Below are 16,805 nucleotides of genomic sequence, written 5' to 3' on the forward strand. Positions count from 1 at the left end.
AATTAATTCCTAGGACCTTTATTATACGGTTTTCTATTTCTGTTTTGACCATTACCTTGAGGCTTATGACGACGTACTATAGGCTTAGGTTTTGGAAAGTCAGTAAGTAATGAGTCAGGATCATATTTACTTACAGGTAAAGCATGTTCAATGTATGTTTCTATTGCAGGCAAATTAAATACAGAATCTTCACATGCGAAGCTAATTGCTTGGCCTGAAGCGCCTGCTCTACCTGTTCTACCAATTCTGTGAACATAGTCTTCACAATCATCAGGTAAATCGTAATTAAAAACATGTGTAACTGCTGGTATATGAAGACCACGAGCAGCAACATCGGTTGCAACTAAAATATCTAATTGACCGTTAGTAAACTTTTCTAAAATCTTTAAGCGTTTATTCTGTGGTACATCACCTGTTAATAAACCCACACGAATGCCGTCAGCTTCTAAGTGTGAATGTACTTTTTCACAAACATGTTTTGTGTTTGCAAAAATAATTGCTTTTTCTGGCCACTCTTCTTCAATTAAGGTTTGAAGAAGGCTCATTTTATCTTCATTTGAAGGGTAAAATAATTCTTCAGAAATGCGTATATTGGTTTTTTGATCAGGTTCTACTTCAACGCTTACAGGATCGTTCATATGTTCAAACGCCAGCTCTTTAACCCTAAATGATAAAGTTGCTGAAAATAACATGCTTAAACGTTGAGTTGCAGGTGGCATTTTATTGAACATGTAGCGAATATCTTTAATGAAACCAAGATCGAACATACGATCGGCTTCATCTAAAACAATAACTTCAATGTTACCTAAATTATATATACCTTGCTTTAAGTAATCGAGTAAACGACCACAAGTGCCTATGAGGATGTCTACACCGCTCTCTAGCTCTTGGCGTTGTGACTCATAGCCTTCACCGCCATAAACAACAGAAACACGCAAGCCACTGGCTTTCGCCATTTCAATAGCATCTCTATGGATTTGAATAGCGAGTTCACGAGTAGGTGCCATAATCAATGCACGTGGCTGATTATGATCTGGTTTTGGGTTGGTAAGCAGGGTATGGAATGTTGCGGCTAAAAAGGCAATTGTTTTACCTTCGCCAGTTTGTGCTTGCCCAGCAATATCAGTACCTTTAACTAATACAGGTAGTGATTTAGCTTGAATGGATGTGCAGTATTCAAACCCCATTTGATTGAGGCCTTCTATAACTTGCGGCGCAAGATCAAGTTCTGAGAACTTTATTTCTGATAAATGTGTTTTTTTCATGGCGCTAGCTTAACAGGTTCCTACATTAATAAAAAATGATATTAAAGCGTTTAAAGTGATAAAAAAGCTAAAATATTCGATTTTATATGTCAATATCTTAAATATTAGCTTGATCCATAGGATCTTTCTTTACCTATTTATATTTTAGTGCTAAATTTAGTTTTCAGAATACCTGAAAAATCTAACCCCCAACCCAAATCGTTTATCAAAAAATAATTTTTGTATCACAACGTAAACATATTTAAGAACCTCCAATATGAACCTTACCGAACTTAAAGAAAAATCAATCAGTGAACTAGTTAAGTTAGCTGAGCAAATGAAATTAGAGCATTTAGCTCGTACTCGTAAACAAGACATTATTTTCGCTATATTAAAAGCACATGCTAAAAGTGGTGAAGATATTTTCGGTGGTGGTGTTTTAGAAATATTACAAGATGGATTTGGTTTCCTTCGCTCTGCAGACTCGTCATATTTAGCTGGACCAGATGATATCTATGTATCACCTAGCCAGATCAGACGCTTTAGTATGCGCACGGGTGATAGTATTCATGGAAAGATAAGACCCCCAAAAGATGGCGAACGTTATTTCGCTCTTTTAAAAGTTAACGAAGTTAACTCAGACCGCCCAGAAAACTCTCGCAATAAAATCCTTTTTGAAAACCTAACTCCTATTCACCCAATCGACCGTTTAGTTATGGAACGTGGAAATGGTTCTACGGAAGATATAACTGCACGTGTTTTAGATTTAGCTTCTCCAATAGGTAAAGGTCAACGTGGACTAATTGTTGCTCCACCAAAAGCGGGTAAAACGCTTTTATTACAGAATATTGCGCAAAGTATTGCTCATAACAACCCTGAATGTGAATTAATGGTGTTGTTAATTGATGAACGTCCGGAAGAAGTGACTGAAATGCAACGCTTAGTTAAAGGCGAAGTTATTGCTTCTACCTTTGATGAGCCAGCAAGTCGCCATGTTCAAGTAGCTGAAATGGTAATTGAAAAAGCCAAGCGTTTAGTTGAACACAAGAAAGACGTCGTTATTTTACTCGATTCAATTACTCGTTTAGCACGTGCATATAACACGGTAATTCCATCGTCAGGTAAAATTCTAACAGGTGGTGTTGATGCTAATGCGTTACATCGTCCTAAGCGCTTCTTTGGTGCTGCACGTAAGATTGAAGAAGGTGGTAGTTTAACTATTATCGCTACTGCTCTTGTAGATACAGGTTCTAAAATGGACGAAGTTATCTACGAAGAATTTAAAGGTACAGGTAATATGGAATTACACCTGTCTCGTAAAATTGCAGAAAAACGCGTTTTCCCTGCTATTCACTTTAATCGCAGTGGTACGCGTCGCGAAGAGTTACTAACTAAGCCTGATGAACTACAAAAAATGTGGATTTTACGTAAAATCGTTCACGAAATGGGTGAGATCGATGCGATGGAATTCATGATTGATAACCTAGTAATGACTAAAACAAATAATGAATTTTTCGATTCAATGAAAAGAAAATAACACCTCATCTTTTGTTTATTACGCCAGCAATAATTGCTGGCGTTTTCATTTTTAAATTGCACTCTCTTATATAAGTTTATTCTATGAAATACAGCGATTTGCGTGACTTTATAGCGCAATTAGAAAAAGTAGGTCAACTTAAGCGTATATCTCAACCGATATCGACTGAATTGGCGATGACGGAGATAAGTGACAGGACATTACGTTTAGGCGGTCCGGCCTTATTATTTGAAAACCCTATCGGTTACAGCGTTCCTGTATTAACTAACCTTTTTGGTACGCCTGAACGCGTTGCATTAGCAATGGGCCAACCTGACGTTAAGTCTTTACGAGATGTAGGTAAATTGCTGGCAATGTTAAAAGAGCCTGAGCCACCTAAAGGATTCCGTGACGCATTATCTAAAATACCTGTATATAAACAAGTATTAAATATGCCGGTTAAACTCGTTAAAAAGCCGCTTTGTCAGCAAATTATTGTTGAAGGTGATGATGTTGATTTAACAAGTTTACCTATTCAGACTTGCTGGCCAGGTGACGTTGCGCCACTTATTACTTGGGGGCTAACGGTTACTCGCGGTCCTCATAAAGAGCGTCAAAATTTAGGTATTTATCGTCAACAGCTTTTGTCTAAAAATAAACTGATCATGCGTTGGTTATCTCATCGTGGCGGAGCAATAGATTTTCAAGAATGGAAACAAGAACATCCAGGCGAGAAGTTCCCTGTATCTGTTGCCCTAGGAGCTGATCCTGCAACTATACTTGGAGCGGTAACACCAGTTCCTGATACTTTATCTGAGTATGCCTTTGCAGGATTGTTACGCGGTAGCAAAACCGAAGTAACTCGATGTATTAGCAATAATTTAGAGGTGCCAGCAACAGCAGAGATTGTTCTTGAAGGTTATTTAGACCCTGATGAAATGGCGCCAGAAGGACCTTATGGTGATCATACGGGCTACTATAACGAAGTAGATAACTTCCCTGTATTTACTGTAACTCATATTACACACCGTAAAGATCCAATTTACCATAGTACTTATACTGGAAGACCACCAGATGAGCCGGCAATTTTAGGTGTGGCGCTAAATGAAGTTTTTGTTCCTATTTTGCAAAAACAGTTTCCTGAAATACAAGATTTCTATTTACCGCCAGAAGGTTGTTCTTATCGTTTAGCCGTAGTAACGATAAAGAAACAATATGCAGGACATGCAAAACGCGTAATGATGGGCGTTTGGTCGTTCTTACGTCAATTTATGTACACAAAATTTGTTATTGTGTGTGATGATGATATTAACGCACGTGATTGGAAAGACGTGATTTGGGCAATGACCACGCGTATGGATCCAAGTCGTGATACGGTATTAATTGAAAACACGCCAATAGATTATTTAGACTTTGCTTCACCAGTATCAGGTTTAGGTTCTAAGATGGGCTTAGATGCGACTAATAAATGGCCTGGTGAAACCAATCGCGAATGGGGTGAACCTATTGTGATGACTGAAGAAATTAAAGACGAAGTTGATAGCTTATGGGATGAGCTAAATATATTCGGCGATGAAAACAAAGACAAAAACACATAAGTGACAAATGTCACTATTTATCGATTTTAATCAGGTTCATTAAATAATGAGCCTGTTAAGTGGTTAAGGTTAAAAAATGAATGAAATTAAGTGTCAGGTCGCGTCATTAGAAGCGCTTACTCCTTACGTATACAAGGTTTTGTTAAAACCTGAACAGAGTGTAAATTTCGTTGCTGGGCAATATCTAAATTTTGTTTTGAATGATGAAGATAAACGTCCATTTTCAATTGCAAGCTCACCAAATAACGACTTAATTGAGTTACAAATTGGTGCTTTTTCAGCTGACAGTTACCCTATGCAAGTTATTGAACACATTAAAAATAATGCAGAAGTAACTGTTGAAATGCCTTTAGGTAATGCACAACTTAACGTTGAAAGTGAAAAACCGTTATTATTGATTGCAGGTGGTACAGGCTTTTCTTATATTAAGTCAATGTTTGAATACTTGTCTCAACAACAATCAAAAAGAAAGGTTGTTGTATATTGGGGACTACGTGAACCTAGCGCTTGTTATGAATTACAAGAATCTGCTGACATTATTGCTCAATTATCAGAAGGTGAATTTCACCCTGTAGTTGAAACACCTCATGATGATTGGGATGGCAAAGTAGGTATGGTTCATAAAGTGGTAATGAAAGACATTAAAAACCTAGCGGATTACGATATTTACTTAGCTGGTCGCTTTGAAATGGTAGGTGTTGTAAGAGACGATTTTGTCGCACTTGGTGTTAATAAAGACAGCATGTTTGCTGATGCTTTCGCTTACATTTAATTATATAAATTTCTAATAAAGTTTATAGCTTTTTTAAAAATATGCGCCTAAAATGCGCACGTAACAATAATGGTTGTTACGTGCGCATTTTTTGTATTAAATTTAAACTAAAGAGAACTAAAATGAAAAATAAAAAACAAACCAATAAAGCTCAAGTTGAGTTAGGACGAGGCACTATTAAAGATAATTTTTTAGCGGCTATGGTTACCTCTAAATTATACAAACAACAAATTGTACAAGCGAAAAAAGGTAAAGGCTCTTACCAACGTAAAAACAAATTCTCTAATAAAGGCCAAGAGTCTTATTTAATAGCTGCTTAATTTTTATAAACATAGAAAAGTGTTTAAAAGCCGTTATTAAATAAGATTTTTCCTGTTAACTCTTTAATTTATGGGTTAAAGAGTTAACAGCTTCAAAATTAAAGATTTTCGTCATAATAGATTTTTATACCTTAATTATTATCTTACTCTTAATATTCTTAACCCTGTCGAATTACGTTCTATCTATTAAGGTTACTTTATGCGTGATATTTCTCTTCCAAAGATATACGAATTACACACAGAAAGGTTGTTACTAAGACAATGGCGAACAAGTGATTTACATGCTTTTGCACAAATGAATGGGTGTGAAAAAGTTATGGAATATTTCCCTCATCCTTTAACTTCTGTTGAAAGTGATGCCATAGCTCATAGACTCACTAAAATTATTACTGAAAAAGGCTGGGGTTTTTGGGCTAATGAAGAAAAAAACAGTCAAAAGTTTATTGGCTCTGTCGGATTAAAACAAACTGACGCATGCTTACCTTTCTCGCCTGCTGTTGAAATTGGTTGGCGCTTAGACAGTCAATATTGGCATAAAGGCTATGCGACCGAAGCAGCAAAAAAATCACTTGAATTTGCTTTTAATGAGTTAAATCTCAAAGAGGTTATATCTTTTACCGCTAAGATAAATAAGCCTTCAATAAAGGTTATGGAGCGTATTGGAATGGTTGATACAGGTAAGCCTTTTAATCATCCAATAGTAGAGAAAAATAGTTCACTGCTCGAGCATGTTTTGTATAAGATAGAACAGGTGAAACTTATAGATGGAAGAGGAGCTTAATCAGATGAGATCATTTAGATAAGCCTCCTCTGCAAAATGATTTATGCTGATACTTGTTCTTTTTTAATTAAAGTAAAAAGAGTATCTTTTAAACTTAGACGTTTGAGCTTTTGTTGTTCTAAATAATCGTCACTTGTATTTTCAACACCTTGTTCGATCTTTAAAACCTCAGTATTTATTTCATGATATTCTTTAAAAAGCTTAGCAAAATGGTTGTTAGTCATTTTTAAGTGATGTATTTCTTGGCTATATTCAGGGAATTCGTGGTGTAAGTCGTGTTTTTGTAACATCATAATACTTCCTTATTTACTTGTTGTTCATTAATATTTAGTGTATTCCTTTATAGTTTTTGGGTATTGATCTGGCTCAATCTTCTTAATGAATTATTTTATGAATAGTCTTAATTAAATAACTCGTTTTGAGCATAAAAAAAGAGCTATACCCATAGGTATAACTCCTCTTGATGATTAAATTGCGATTAGAATATTGACCTAACGTTTATTTCTCGTCAGGCAAGGTAATATTAAGTTCTAACACACTTAAGTTATCATTTTTATTATCTAGATTTACGGTTACCTGATCTGAATCTATAGGAACATATCGACGGATAACATCAATAATATCTTGTTTCATTGCAGGTAAATAATCTGGACTATTACGCTGTCCACGCTCATGAGCAACTATAATCTGAAGTCGTTCTTTCGCTGTTTGAGCCGTTTGCGTAGTTTTCTTTGTTCGAAAGTAATCTAAAAGCGACATATTTAACCTCCAAATAAGCGACGCAATAAGCTTTTCTTTTCTTCTTCAATAAAGCGAAAATCAACTTTTTCACCAATTAAACGAGATACTGCATCACCATAGGCCAAGCCTGCATCACTCTCTGTATCTAGTATTACAGGTGAACCTGAGTTAGACGCTTTTAGTACCGCTGGCGATTCAGGAATTACACCTAATAATGGAATTGCTAAAATGTCTAATACATCTTCTACACTTAACATATCACCGCGAGTTACACGTTCAGGATTGTAGCGAGTTAGTAGTAAGTGTTCTTTAACTGGCTCTTTACCTTGTTCAGCACGTTGTGATTTGCTGGCTAACATACCTAAAATACGGTCAGAATCTCGAACTGACGATACTTCTGGGTTTGTTGTTACAATGGCTTCATCGGCAAAATACAGCGCCATAATAGCACCTGTTTCAATACCTGCTGGTGAGTCACATACGATGTATTCAAAACCTGATTCAGCAAGATCATCTAATACTTTTTGAACGCCTTCTTTATTTAAAGCGTCTTTATCGCGAGTTTGTGATGCAGGTAATATCGACAAGTTAGGTGTACGCTTATCTTTAATTAACGCTTGGTTAAGTGTAGCTTCACCTTTGATAACATTAACAAAGTCATAAACAACTCTACGTTCACAGCCCATAATTAAATCTAAATTACGTAATCCAATATCAAAATCGATAATTACGGTTTTAAATCCCTTTAATGCGAGACCTGTACCAATAGCAGCACTAGAAGTTGTTTTACCAACCCCGCCTTTACCTGAGGTCACAACGATAACCTTAGCCATTATTTTCCCTTCTTATGTTTTCTAGTTTAATTGATTAAATATGATTTGTTGATCTTCAACTTGGATGCATTGCGGTAAATTTGCATGCTCCTTTAATTGTTCATTAAGCATGTAAACGCCAGCAATAGATACAAGTTCAGCTTGTAAGTTTTGACAAAATATTTTGCTTTCACTTTGTCCACTCGCTCCAGCGATAGCACGTCCTCGGATAGTGCCATAAACATGAATATTTCCGTCAGCTATAACCTCTGCACCATTACCTACAGATCCCATAATAATAAGATCTGTATTTTTAGCATAAATCTGCTGACCAGAACGAATTTGTCCTTTAACAACTTTTGTTGGAACATTCTCAATTACTGTTGATTCAATAGGAGTTGGCACTTCTTGTTGTACAACTTTAGCAGGTTCTTTTGCTATTTTCTGTACGGAGCCTTTATTAACAATGGCTAAACCCGCTTCTTGTACTGCTTTCTTTTGCTCTGCCGAAGAATGTCCACAGATACCAACGAGTACGAAGTTATTGTTCTCAATAATTTGTTTAAGGTTTACGAAATCAGTAAAGGTTTCAAGTGCTTTAATATCAACAACAACGGGAGCACAATGGAAAAATTGAGGAGCTTGTGCAATTTTACTTTTTAATTGCGCGTCTAATAACGTTAAATCGTTATTTTCGATTTGAATTACTGAAAGGGTAAAATTAGTACCCTTAAGTTCTATTTCCTGTTCAGACATGAACAGTGGTTTCCTTTTGTTATGTATTTTCTAATGACGAAAAAAGTATGAAAAAATTATTTGATAGCATATTAGTATCAGGTGCTGATCACAAGAGGAATGTAGTCTACACTCGATTTTTATATGAAATAAACAGTTTGAAAATAATGAATTAAAGGGAGTTGTTAACTCCCTTTAACTTTATGAAAGGTATTATTAACTTTTTGTACTAAATTTAAACTCTTTTGGTGGTTTTTTGCCCATTAAATGTGTAACAAAATAATCCCAACGTTTACGAACCATATAAGGTTCACGAGCAAAGCCATGGCCTCTGTTAGGTAACATTAATAAATCAAAATCTTTATTGGCATCTATTAATGCATCAACAACCATTAAGGTATTAAATGGCGTTACGTTAGTATCTAACGTGCCATGTACTAACATTAATTTACCTTTTAGTTTATCGGCAAATAATTGGTTCGCTTGGCTGTCGTAGTTGGTTCCACCGTTTTCATCATTAACTAATAAACCATGGTATTTTTCACCCCATTCATCAGCATAGTTACGGTTGTCGTGATTACCGGCTTCAGATACAGCAACTTTATAAAAGTCAGGGTAACTAAACATCGCTTTAGTTGATGCAAATCCGCCACCTGAGTGTCCCCAAATACCTACATGGTCAATGTCGATCCATTTATGTTTTTTGGCAAGCTGCTTAATTGCTGCAACTTGATCAGGTAAACCACTGTCGCCCATGTTTCCATAGTAAAATTCATGGAAACTTTTTGAACGTCCTGGTGTGCCTAGCGCATCAATTTCAACAACAATAAAACCAAGTTCAGCTAATGCTTGATTGTCGCCACGTGCTGATCTGAAATGTCTACCACGAATACTACCCACTTGTGGACCGGGATAGATATAGTTAACAACAGGATAAGTTTTATTTTTGTCAAAGTTGCTAGGTTTATAAAGTAAACCGTATATGTCGTGATTGTTATCACGATCTTTAACAACAAATGGTGTAGGTGGTTTCCAGCTCGTAGCGGTTAGTTGGCTGATATCCATTTTTTCAACGTTGAAGTTGGTATGAGTTTTGGTGTTGCGAACTACACTCACTTCTGCTTGATCTGGTGTTGAAAATCGATCTAAAAAGTAAGTGCTATCATCATTCATTGTGATCAGATGATGCTTTCTTTCAGGTGTAAGTAACTTAAGTTGTTTACCACTTTTATTAACGCTGTATAGGTAGTTAAAGTAAGGATCTCCACCTTCACGTCCAGCGCCTGTGAAATAAAGTGTATCTGTTTTCTCGTCAACGCTTAATAGCTCAAGAACAGTCCAGTCACCTTGGGTTATTGCATGTTTAACTTTACCTGTAGTGCCATCTATTAAGTAAAAATGCCCCCAGTCAGTACGCTGCGAAAACCAGATAAACTCATTAGTTTTATCAAGGTATTTCCAACTAATTGCGCTAACGCCTGATTCAAAAAAGCTTTCTTCAACTTCTGAATAAATGGTTTTAACTTTACCATTATTTGCATCAGCAACTTTTAGGGTTGCTGTTTTATGATCTCTACTTGAAGAAACAAAAGCAAAGCTTTTACTGTCGTGAGCCCAATCTATATCTAGGAACTCTCCATTACTTCCAGCAACATGATCTGTGATTGACGAACGATGCGCATCAGCTGGCATATCTAAAGGAATAACTTTACGTTTTTCTACATCAATTACAACACGATGTATTGCAAATATATGTTCATCACCAGGTAATGGGTATTTCCATTGATCTATTGTTGGATGACCAACAGTTGTAGAAACAAGCGCCATATCGCCTACATTTCTACTATCGTGTTTAAAAGTTGTTAGTTTAGTTGAGTCTGGCGACCATTTTACAACAGGCGTATCTTCACGGATCCAGCCAGCGTTGTTCGTGCCATAACCAAAGTTTTCAATACCATCTTGAGTTAATTGTGTTTCTTTATCGCTATTGATATTGCGTAACCATAAGTTGTGATCACGTATAAATACAGCCAACTCGCCATTCGGTGCAATCATCTCGTTCGCATGTTTTACTCGAGTGTTAACTTTGCATGAATAACTTTCTAGATCACAGAGGTAACTTTTCCCTTCTACTTTTAGACTAATGGTTTTTGAATCAATAACTTCAAAATAACTAAACGGAAGAGAATAAGTATCGACCTTAGTGTCTGTGATTGTTGAAATAGCTTTGGCAAGTTTTACATGATCAAAAGCGACTTTCTTCTGTTTTGTTGTTGGGTCTACTTCAAAGAATTGATAACCCTGTTTTGTGTGAGATTTATAGAATAATTTGTCGTTATCCCAGAAAGGTTTTTCTACTGTACCAGTAACTAATTTTTTAGTGTGTTGATACAGTTGTTTTTCTGCTTGTTGATAGTCTTCTGTTGTTAGTTCAAGTGATGCTGCGATAAGTGCATTAGGAAATAAACTTAGCAGGAAAATTGCGGTTATGTTTTTTAACATAAAAGAGCCTTATATTTTTAATACCAAGTTGATTTAATTTTCAAGAAGGTATGATATGTATTTTGAGGCAAATAGCCTGCGTGTATTCTAAAATAAAAATCGATTGAATGAATCTTTATTTCACATGAAATTTTTATGCCTATAGATATTGGTATTTAAATCATGTAAGGGCATACATAATCGCTGATCACTTTAATTAATGCTTTGTTAATTTAAACAAATTTTATACATCTAAAGCTCAATAGCCTCTAACAATTGCTTTTTATTTAAGCTAAACTGCGTCGCTTAAATTTACAAGGAAGTAAGATGTTAGCTACACAACATAAAAGTTACAGTAATATTCTAATTACAGAGATACATGGAAAGTTCAGCCGAAAAGATTTCAATGATATTTTTATACCGCAAGTTAAAAATATTTTAGAAAATTTTTCAGAGGTGAATGTTTACTTAGACTTTAATAATAAACTCACCGGTTGGATGGTTCTTTCTTTATTAAATCAGTTTCAACAATATATAGAGCCTTACGGCGGTATTAATCGTATAGCTATTATCAGTGATAGTAGCTTATTAAAATGGCGCTTATATTTTAATAAGCTAAATTCAAATCATCCCACCGAACTTTTTGTTCATAAAGATATTGAAAAAGCTAAAGCCTGGTTGGCAATAGGCTAGTTTCGATGTTTAATCATATTATTTAAGCGTTTTTCTGAAACTCGAGTAAGCGATTATTTGCTGGCATTTGGTGATCTTTAATTAAGGTTAAACCTGCATTTGTAGCAAGTAGTATAATCTCTTCAAAATCTCGTATGCCACTAAGCTCGTTATTTTCTTTTAACCAGAGTTCGAAACTTGCGTTACTCTCGCTAGTAAATTTTCCGTCGTAGTTAAAAGGCCCGTAAATACAAAGCTTTCCATTTGACTGTAAATGTTTTTCCACTCCTTGAAAGAATGCTTTAACGAGTTCCCAACTAACAATATGCAAAGTGTTAGCTGTGTATATGCCTGAAACTTGTTTAACTGGCCAGTCTTTTGATAAATCTAAAGTTAAAGGTGCATATAAGTTGCTTGAAGGGTACTCACTAATCCACTGATTAATACCTTCATGATTTACAGGTAAATCACTAGTACGCCAATTTAAAAAAGGTAAAGCTTGTGCAAAAAATACTGCATGCTGTCCACTGCCAGAGCCCACTTCTAAAACCTCTTCAACGCCAGTAAATGCTTGTTGTAAAATAGGCAGTATATGAGTTTTGTTATTCTCACTTGCTTGGGAATAAGGTTTAGTTGTCATGATGGTTTTCCTGATTATTTTTAAAAGGTAGAGCTTGAGCACATTGTTTTTGATACGTTAACATATGCATTTGTTCTCGTTTGCAAAAGTCTTTAATAGCAGGTCTAAATCCTGGATCTCTTAGCCAATGATATGAATAGGTGATTACAGGTTCAAATCCTCTTTGAATTTTATGTTCACCTTGCGTGCCAGGGTTAAAACTTTGAATATTATTGTTAATACAAAACTCTATACCTTGGTAATAACATAACTCAAAATGTAAGTTAGAAAACTGCTCTGAACATCCCCAATAGCGCCCATATAATTGACTTCCATCATGAAAAAATAAAGCACAAGCTATATCGCTACCTTCATGACTGGCGATAACAAGCAGAATATTACTCGGCATGTTTTGCACTATTTTTTCAAAGAAATCGAAGCTCAAATGTGGTGTGTGTTGCCGCTTTAAATAAGTGAGCTGATAAGTTAAATAGAAGAAATCTAGCTCTTCTTTTGTTATCTCGTGCCCAGCAACTTGGCGAACATCAATGTTTTGTTTTTTTATCGATTCCCGTTCTTTACGGGTATTTTTTCTTTTACGCGCGGTAAATGTAGATAAGTAATGATCGAACGATTCATAACTTTTATTAAACCAATGAAACTGAACAGTATTACGTTCGTATACATTAGGAGGTAATTCTTCTATTTTCGGGCAAAATAAAAGATGCCAGCTAGCAATCTCGTACTCAGTACAATAATCAATTAACGGTCGAAGTACATCTTGATGAGTTAGGCTTTTAGAAATAAGTTTGTTGGAGCTCACGGGAGTAAATGGAATAGTACTTACCAGTTTTGGGTAATATTCTAAATTGTGTTCTTCATAAGCTCTCGCCCAATCCCAATCAAAGACATATTCCCCCCAAGAATGACTTTTTAAATATAAGGGTAATATGGCTTCAATGGTTTCATCTTGCTTAATAGTTAAATGATGAGGTTGCCAACCTTGAGTCAGACTTGCTGAGCCACTAAGCTCTAATGCCTCCATAAAAGCATAAGATAAGAAAGGATGATCTGAGGTATTCAATGCATCCCATGCTTGTTGAGGTATGTTAGAAAATGCTTTTTTAAATTCAGCAATCATAGGAAGAGAAACTCTGTGAACACATTGTTATTTGATGAATTAAACCTGTAGTTATCAATAATTATAGTGTGATAACTACAAGCATATAGCCGAAATTCATGCTCTTTGGTAACCGAGTATTTATTTCTTTAATTTAGCGAAAGCATCAGCAAAAGCATTACCCATTACGGCGTTGTTTGCTTCTTTAGGTTTATGAGCTCTTTGCTCTTTTTGCGGTTTGTTATGAGCCTGGTTTTTAGGTGCATTATTGTTATTTGGCTTATGCGAAGGTTTATGTGCAGGCTTAGTTGATTGCTCAATTGTGTCGTCTAAACGCATGGTCAAACTAATGCGTTTACGTGCAGGATCAACTTCCGTTACTTTAACTTTTACAATATCACCCGCTTTTACAACTTCACGCGGATCACTAACAAACTTATTAGTAAGTGACGAAATATGCACTAAACCATCTTGATGAACACCTAAATCAACAAAAGCACCGAAGTTAGCAACGTTTGAAATAACACCTTCTAAAATCATACCCACTTCTAAATCGTTAATGGTATTAACACCTTCTTTGAAGTTAGCTGTTTTAAATTCTGGTCGTGGGTCTCGTCCCGGTTTTTCAAGCTCTTTAATAATATCGGTAACGGTGACTTCACCAAATTCAGGGGTAATTACATCAGCAATATTAACTTGGCTTAATTGTTCACTGTTAGCTAGAAGATCGCTTACGCTAGCGTTTAATTGTGCTATTATTTTTTCAACAACAGGATAAGTTTCAGGATGAACACCTGATTGATCAAGAGGGTTATCACCTTGTGCTATACGTAGAAAACCTGCTGCTTGTTCAAAAGCTTTAGGCCCTAAACGTGCGACTTTCTTTAGCTCTTTGCGGTTGTTAAAGCGTCCATTTTCATCTCGATAATTAACAACATTTTGCGCCATGGTTTTAGTTAAACCTGACACACGGCTGAGTAAAGCGACCGAAGCACTATTTAAATCAACACCTACAGCGTTTACACAATCTTCAATAACATCATCTAGCGTTTTACTTAATTGGCTTTGGCTAACGTCGTGTTGATATTGTCCTACACCAATGGCTTTGGGATCTATTTTGACTAATTCAGCAAGTGGATCTTGTAAGCGTCGAGCAATTGAAACCGCACCACGTAATGAAACATCTAAGTCTGGGAATTCTTTTGCCGCCAATTCAGAAGCAGAATAAACAGATGCTCCCGCTTCACTAACAATCACTTTATTAGGTTTGATTTTTTCTAAACCTAAAATAACTTCACCTGCTAACTTATCGCTTTCACGTGACGCAGTACCATTACCAATTGCGATTAGTTCTACTTTATGTTGCTGACATAAGTTCACTAAGGTTCTTACTGATTTGTCCCAATGATTTTGTGGAGCATGTGGGAAAATAGTTGAGGTATGAAGTAACTTACCTGTGGCATCAACCACCGCAAGCTTACAGCCTGTACGTAAACCTGGATCTAATCCCAATGTAACTTTAGGACCTGCTGGCGCAGCCATTAATAAATCACTTAGATTAGTAGAAAATACTTTAATTGCTTCAACTTCAGCTTGTTCACGTAAATTACCAATAAGCTCAGTTTCTAAACTTAAACCTAATTTAGTACGCCAAGCATTACGTACAACTTTTGTTAAAAATTCAGCACCTGCTTGACCTGTAAGTCGTAAATTGTAATGTTCAGTTATTAATTGCTCAGCACTTGAATATCCAGCAGAGTCTTGCTGCGGATCTACATTGATAACAAGTTTCAATATCCCTTCACTACGACCACGAAGCATAGCGAGCATGCGATGAGAGGGTACCGACTTTAAACGTTCAGAATGCTCAAAGTAATCTTTATATTTGGCGCCTTCTTGGGCTTTTCCTTTAACTAAAGTACTAGTTAAATGAGCTTGTTTTAATAGATGATTACGCAATTTCTGTAGTAAATTAGCATCTTCTGCAAAGCGTTCTATTAAAATAGCCATGGCACCATCAAGTACATCTTTTTCTTCTTTAAAACCGGCTTCAACATTAATAAAAGCAGTAGCCTCAGTTTCTGGTACTAAACGCCAATCGTTATAAAGTTTATTAGCTAAAGGCTCAATACCTGCTTCAATAGCTATTTGACCTTTGGTACGACGTTTAGGTTTATAAGGTAGGTATAAATCTTCAAGGCGAGTTTTATTGTCTGCTTGGTTTAAAGCGTCTGATAAAGCGGGCGTTAACTTGCCTTGTTCTTCAATGCTTTTAAGGATCACGTTTCTGCGATCATTCAAATCGCGAATATAAGTTAAACGTTGATTTAAGTGGCGTAAATGATTGTCATCTAACCCCTGCGTTGCTTCTTTTCTGTAACGAGCAATGAAAGGTACTGTTGAGCCGTCGTCTAATAAGGTAATAGCAGCATTAATTTGTACAGGAGAAACATTGAGCTCTTTAGCTATTTGCTCAGCAATAGATATCATTTAACTTAAATCCTAAGAAGAATATGTGTATCGGTAATCACGAATAATAACGCGTGTCGTTAGCGAGATGAAAGACCTATTTTATGCATAGGTCTTTAAGGTTGCAATAAACATGTCTGAGATTGGCTTATATTAAGAAGAGTAAACACTAACTACTGATGTAATCAATATTTGTAACAAACCATTCTTTAATTCCGTTGGGTGTTTTAACAATAACATCGTCATCTATTTCTTTCTTCAAGCAAGCACGCGCCATAGGCGAATCAATAGAAATATAATCATGTCGACCGTATATTTCTTCAGGACCTACAATTCTAAATTTAAGGGTTTCGCCATCGTCATTCTCAAGTGTAACCCAGGCACCAAAAAACACTTTCCCATCTTGCTGAGGATGATATTCAACAACTTTAATATCTTCTAAAGTTTTAGTTAAAAAGCGTACACGTCGGTCAATTTCTCTTAACCTTTTCTTGTTATATTGATAATCGGCGTTCTCCGATCTATCACCTAAACTCGCTGCCCACGAGACTTTTCGAGTAGTTTCAGGTCTTTCTTTGCGCCACAAAGTATCTAATTCGTTTTGTAGGTTGTGATAACCTTCTTTGGTGATTAATTTTGTTTTCATAATGTATGGCTTAGCAGATGTTTAAAGAAAATGAGTGCTTGATCATAATGAAGCAGGCAGGCTATAAATTTTAAGCTGAATGATGGTGCACTTAAATGCAAAAGGCAATATATAGATAAGCTCTTTATTACGAGTTTTAGTCTTTATAGTAATTAAAGTGAGTGTTATTCAGCTTTAAATAAGTCGTTTTAAGTATGCTATGTACTTTCCCTAACTCACTCTTTTTATCATTATCCTTTTAATCTTTTTAGAGACTGTAGTTATAATTTATTGTGTGTT

General features: G+C 35.8%; 16 protein-coding genes. 6 read left to right on the top strand and 10 right to left on the bottom strand.

What is annotated here, in order from left to right; all coding sequences use genetic code 11:
• Positions 1-2: 2 nt before the first annotated feature.
• Complete coding sequence (gene rhlB / locus Q5N69_RS02905) at positions 3-1,265, bottom strand: ATP-dependent RNA helicase RhlB (RefSeq protein WP_342866535.1); 1,263 nt, start codon at positions 1,263-1,265, stop codon at positions 3-5.
• Positions 1,266-1,521: 256 nt separating this feature from the next.
• Here rhlB and rho point away from each other — a divergent pair, with 256 nt between their 5' ends.
• The 5 genes from rho (at position 1,522) to Q5N69_RS02930 (ending at position 6,231) form a co-directional block, all read left to right on the top strand.
• The gene (gene rho, locus Q5N69_RS02910; RefSeq protein WP_304367351.1) at positions 1,522-2,781 is read left to right on the top strand and encodes a transcription termination factor Rho; all 1,260 of its coding nucleotides are present in this window, start codon (positions 1,522-1,524) and stop codon (positions 2,779-2,781) included.
• An 83-nt stretch (positions 2,782-2,864) separates the two neighbouring features.
• Positions 2,865-4,358: a 4-hydroxy-3-polyprenylbenzoate decarboxylase gene (gene ubiD / locus Q5N69_RS02915; RefSeq protein WP_304367352.1), complete on the top strand. Its 1,494-nt coding sequence runs from the start codon at positions 2,865-2,867 to the stop codon at positions 4,356-4,358.
• A gap of 76 nt (positions 4,359-4,434) precedes the next feature.
• A complete protein-coding gene (gene fre, locus Q5N69_RS02920; protein ID WP_304367353.1) occupies positions 4,435-5,130 on the top strand; it encodes an NAD(P)H-flavin reductase in 696 nt (231 codons plus the stop codon).
• A gap of 122 nt (positions 5,131-5,252) precedes the next feature.
• The gene (arfA, locus tag Q5N69_RS02925; RefSeq protein ID WP_304367354.1) at positions 5,253-5,450 is read left to right on the top strand and encodes an alternative ribosome rescue factor ArfA; all 198 of its coding nucleotides are present in this window, start codon (positions 5,253-5,255) and stop codon (positions 5,448-5,450) included.
• A gap of 199 nt (positions 5,451-5,649) precedes the next feature.
• Positions 5,650-6,231 carry a GNAT family N-acetyltransferase gene (locus Q5N69_RS02930; protein ID WP_304367355.1) on the top strand — a complete coding sequence of 194 codons (582 nt, stop codon included), beginning with the start codon at positions 5,650-5,652 and terminating at the stop codon, positions 6,229-6,231.
• 41 nt (positions 6,232-6,272) lie between these two features.
• Here the strand turns inward: Q5N69_RS02930 and Q5N69_RS02935 are convergent, their stop codons facing one another.
• The 5 genes from Q5N69_RS02935 to Q5N69_RS02955 all read right to left on the bottom strand — a co-directional run bounded on the left by Q5N69_RS02935 (position 6,273) and on the right by Q5N69_RS02955 (position 11,021).
• Positions 6,273-6,524 carry a YdcH family protein gene (locus Q5N69_RS02935; RefSeq protein WP_304367356.1) on the bottom strand — a complete coding sequence of 84 codons (252 nt, stop codon included), beginning with the start codon at positions 6,522-6,524 and terminating at the stop codon, positions 6,273-6,275.
• A 205-nt stretch (positions 6,525-6,729) separates the two neighbouring features.
• Positions 6,730-6,990, bottom strand: a complete 261-nt coding sequence (gene minE / locus Q5N69_RS02940) for a cell division topological specificity factor MinE (protein WP_304367357.1) — start codon at positions 6,988-6,990, stop codon at positions 6,730-6,732.
• 2 nt (positions 6,991-6,992) lie between these two features.
• On the bottom strand, positions 6,993-7,805 hold the full coding sequence (gene minD, locus Q5N69_RS02945) for a septum site-determining protein MinD (protein ID WP_304367358.1): 813 nt from the start codon (positions 7,803-7,805) through the stop codon (positions 6,993-6,995).
• A 21-nt stretch (positions 7,806-7,826) separates the two neighbouring features.
• Entirely contained in the window at positions 7,827-8,540 is a 714-nt protein-coding gene (gene minC, locus Q5N69_RS02950; RefSeq protein WP_304367359.1) for a septum site-determining protein MinC, read from the bottom strand.
• A gap of 195 nt (positions 8,541-8,735) precedes the next feature.
• The gene (locus tag Q5N69_RS02955) at positions 8,736-11,021 is read right to left on the bottom strand and encodes a DPP IV N-terminal domain-containing protein (RefSeq protein ID WP_304367360.1); all 2,286 of its coding nucleotides are present in this window, start codon (positions 11,019-11,021) and stop codon (positions 8,736-8,738) included.
• 306 nt (positions 11,022-11,327) lie between these two features.
• Here Q5N69_RS02955 and Q5N69_RS02960 point away from each other — a divergent pair, with 306 nt between their 5' ends.
• Positions 11,328-11,693 (top strand): STAS/SEC14 domain-containing protein, encoded by a 366-nt coding sequence (locus tag Q5N69_RS02960; protein ID WP_304367361.1) that lies wholly within the window; start codon positions 11,328-11,330, stop codon positions 11,691-11,693.
• A 22-nt stretch (positions 11,694-11,715) separates the two neighbouring features.
• Here the strand turns inward: Q5N69_RS02960 and Q5N69_RS02965 are convergent, their stop codons facing one another.
• The 4 genes from Q5N69_RS02965 to greB all read right to left on the bottom strand — a co-directional run bounded on the left by Q5N69_RS02965 (position 11,716) and on the right by greB (position 16,526).
• On the bottom strand, positions 11,716-12,312 hold the full coding sequence (locus tag Q5N69_RS02965) for a DUF938 domain-containing protein (protein ID WP_304367362.1): 597 nt from the start codon (positions 12,310-12,312) through the stop codon (positions 11,716-11,718).
• Positions 12,302-13,432: a GNAT family N-acetyltransferase gene (locus Q5N69_RS02970; RefSeq protein WP_304367363.1), complete on the bottom strand. Its 1,131-nt coding sequence runs from the start codon at positions 13,430-13,432 to the stop codon at positions 12,302-12,304. The genes Q5N69_RS02965 and Q5N69_RS02970 overlap by 11 nt, the downstream gene beginning before the upstream one ends.
• Before the next feature lie 120 nt (positions 13,433-13,552).
• Positions 13,553-15,901: a Tex family protein gene (locus Q5N69_RS02975; RefSeq protein ID WP_304367364.1), complete on the bottom strand. Its 2,349-nt coding sequence runs from the start codon at positions 15,899-15,901 to the stop codon at positions 13,553-13,555.
• Positions 15,902-16,049: 148 nt separating this feature from the next.
• Positions 16,050-16,526, bottom strand: coding sequence for a transcription elongation factor GreB (greB, locus tag Q5N69_RS02980; RefSeq protein WP_304367365.1), 477 nt, complete (start codon positions 16,524-16,526; stop codon positions 16,050-16,052).
• Positions 16,527-16,805 lie beyond the last annotated feature (279 nt).

The organism is Pseudocolwellia sp. AS88, assembly GCF_030551755.1.
In the GTDB taxonomy this organism is placed as follows: domain Bacteria; phylum Pseudomonadota; class Gammaproteobacteria; order Enterobacterales; family Alteromonadaceae; genus Pseudocolwellia.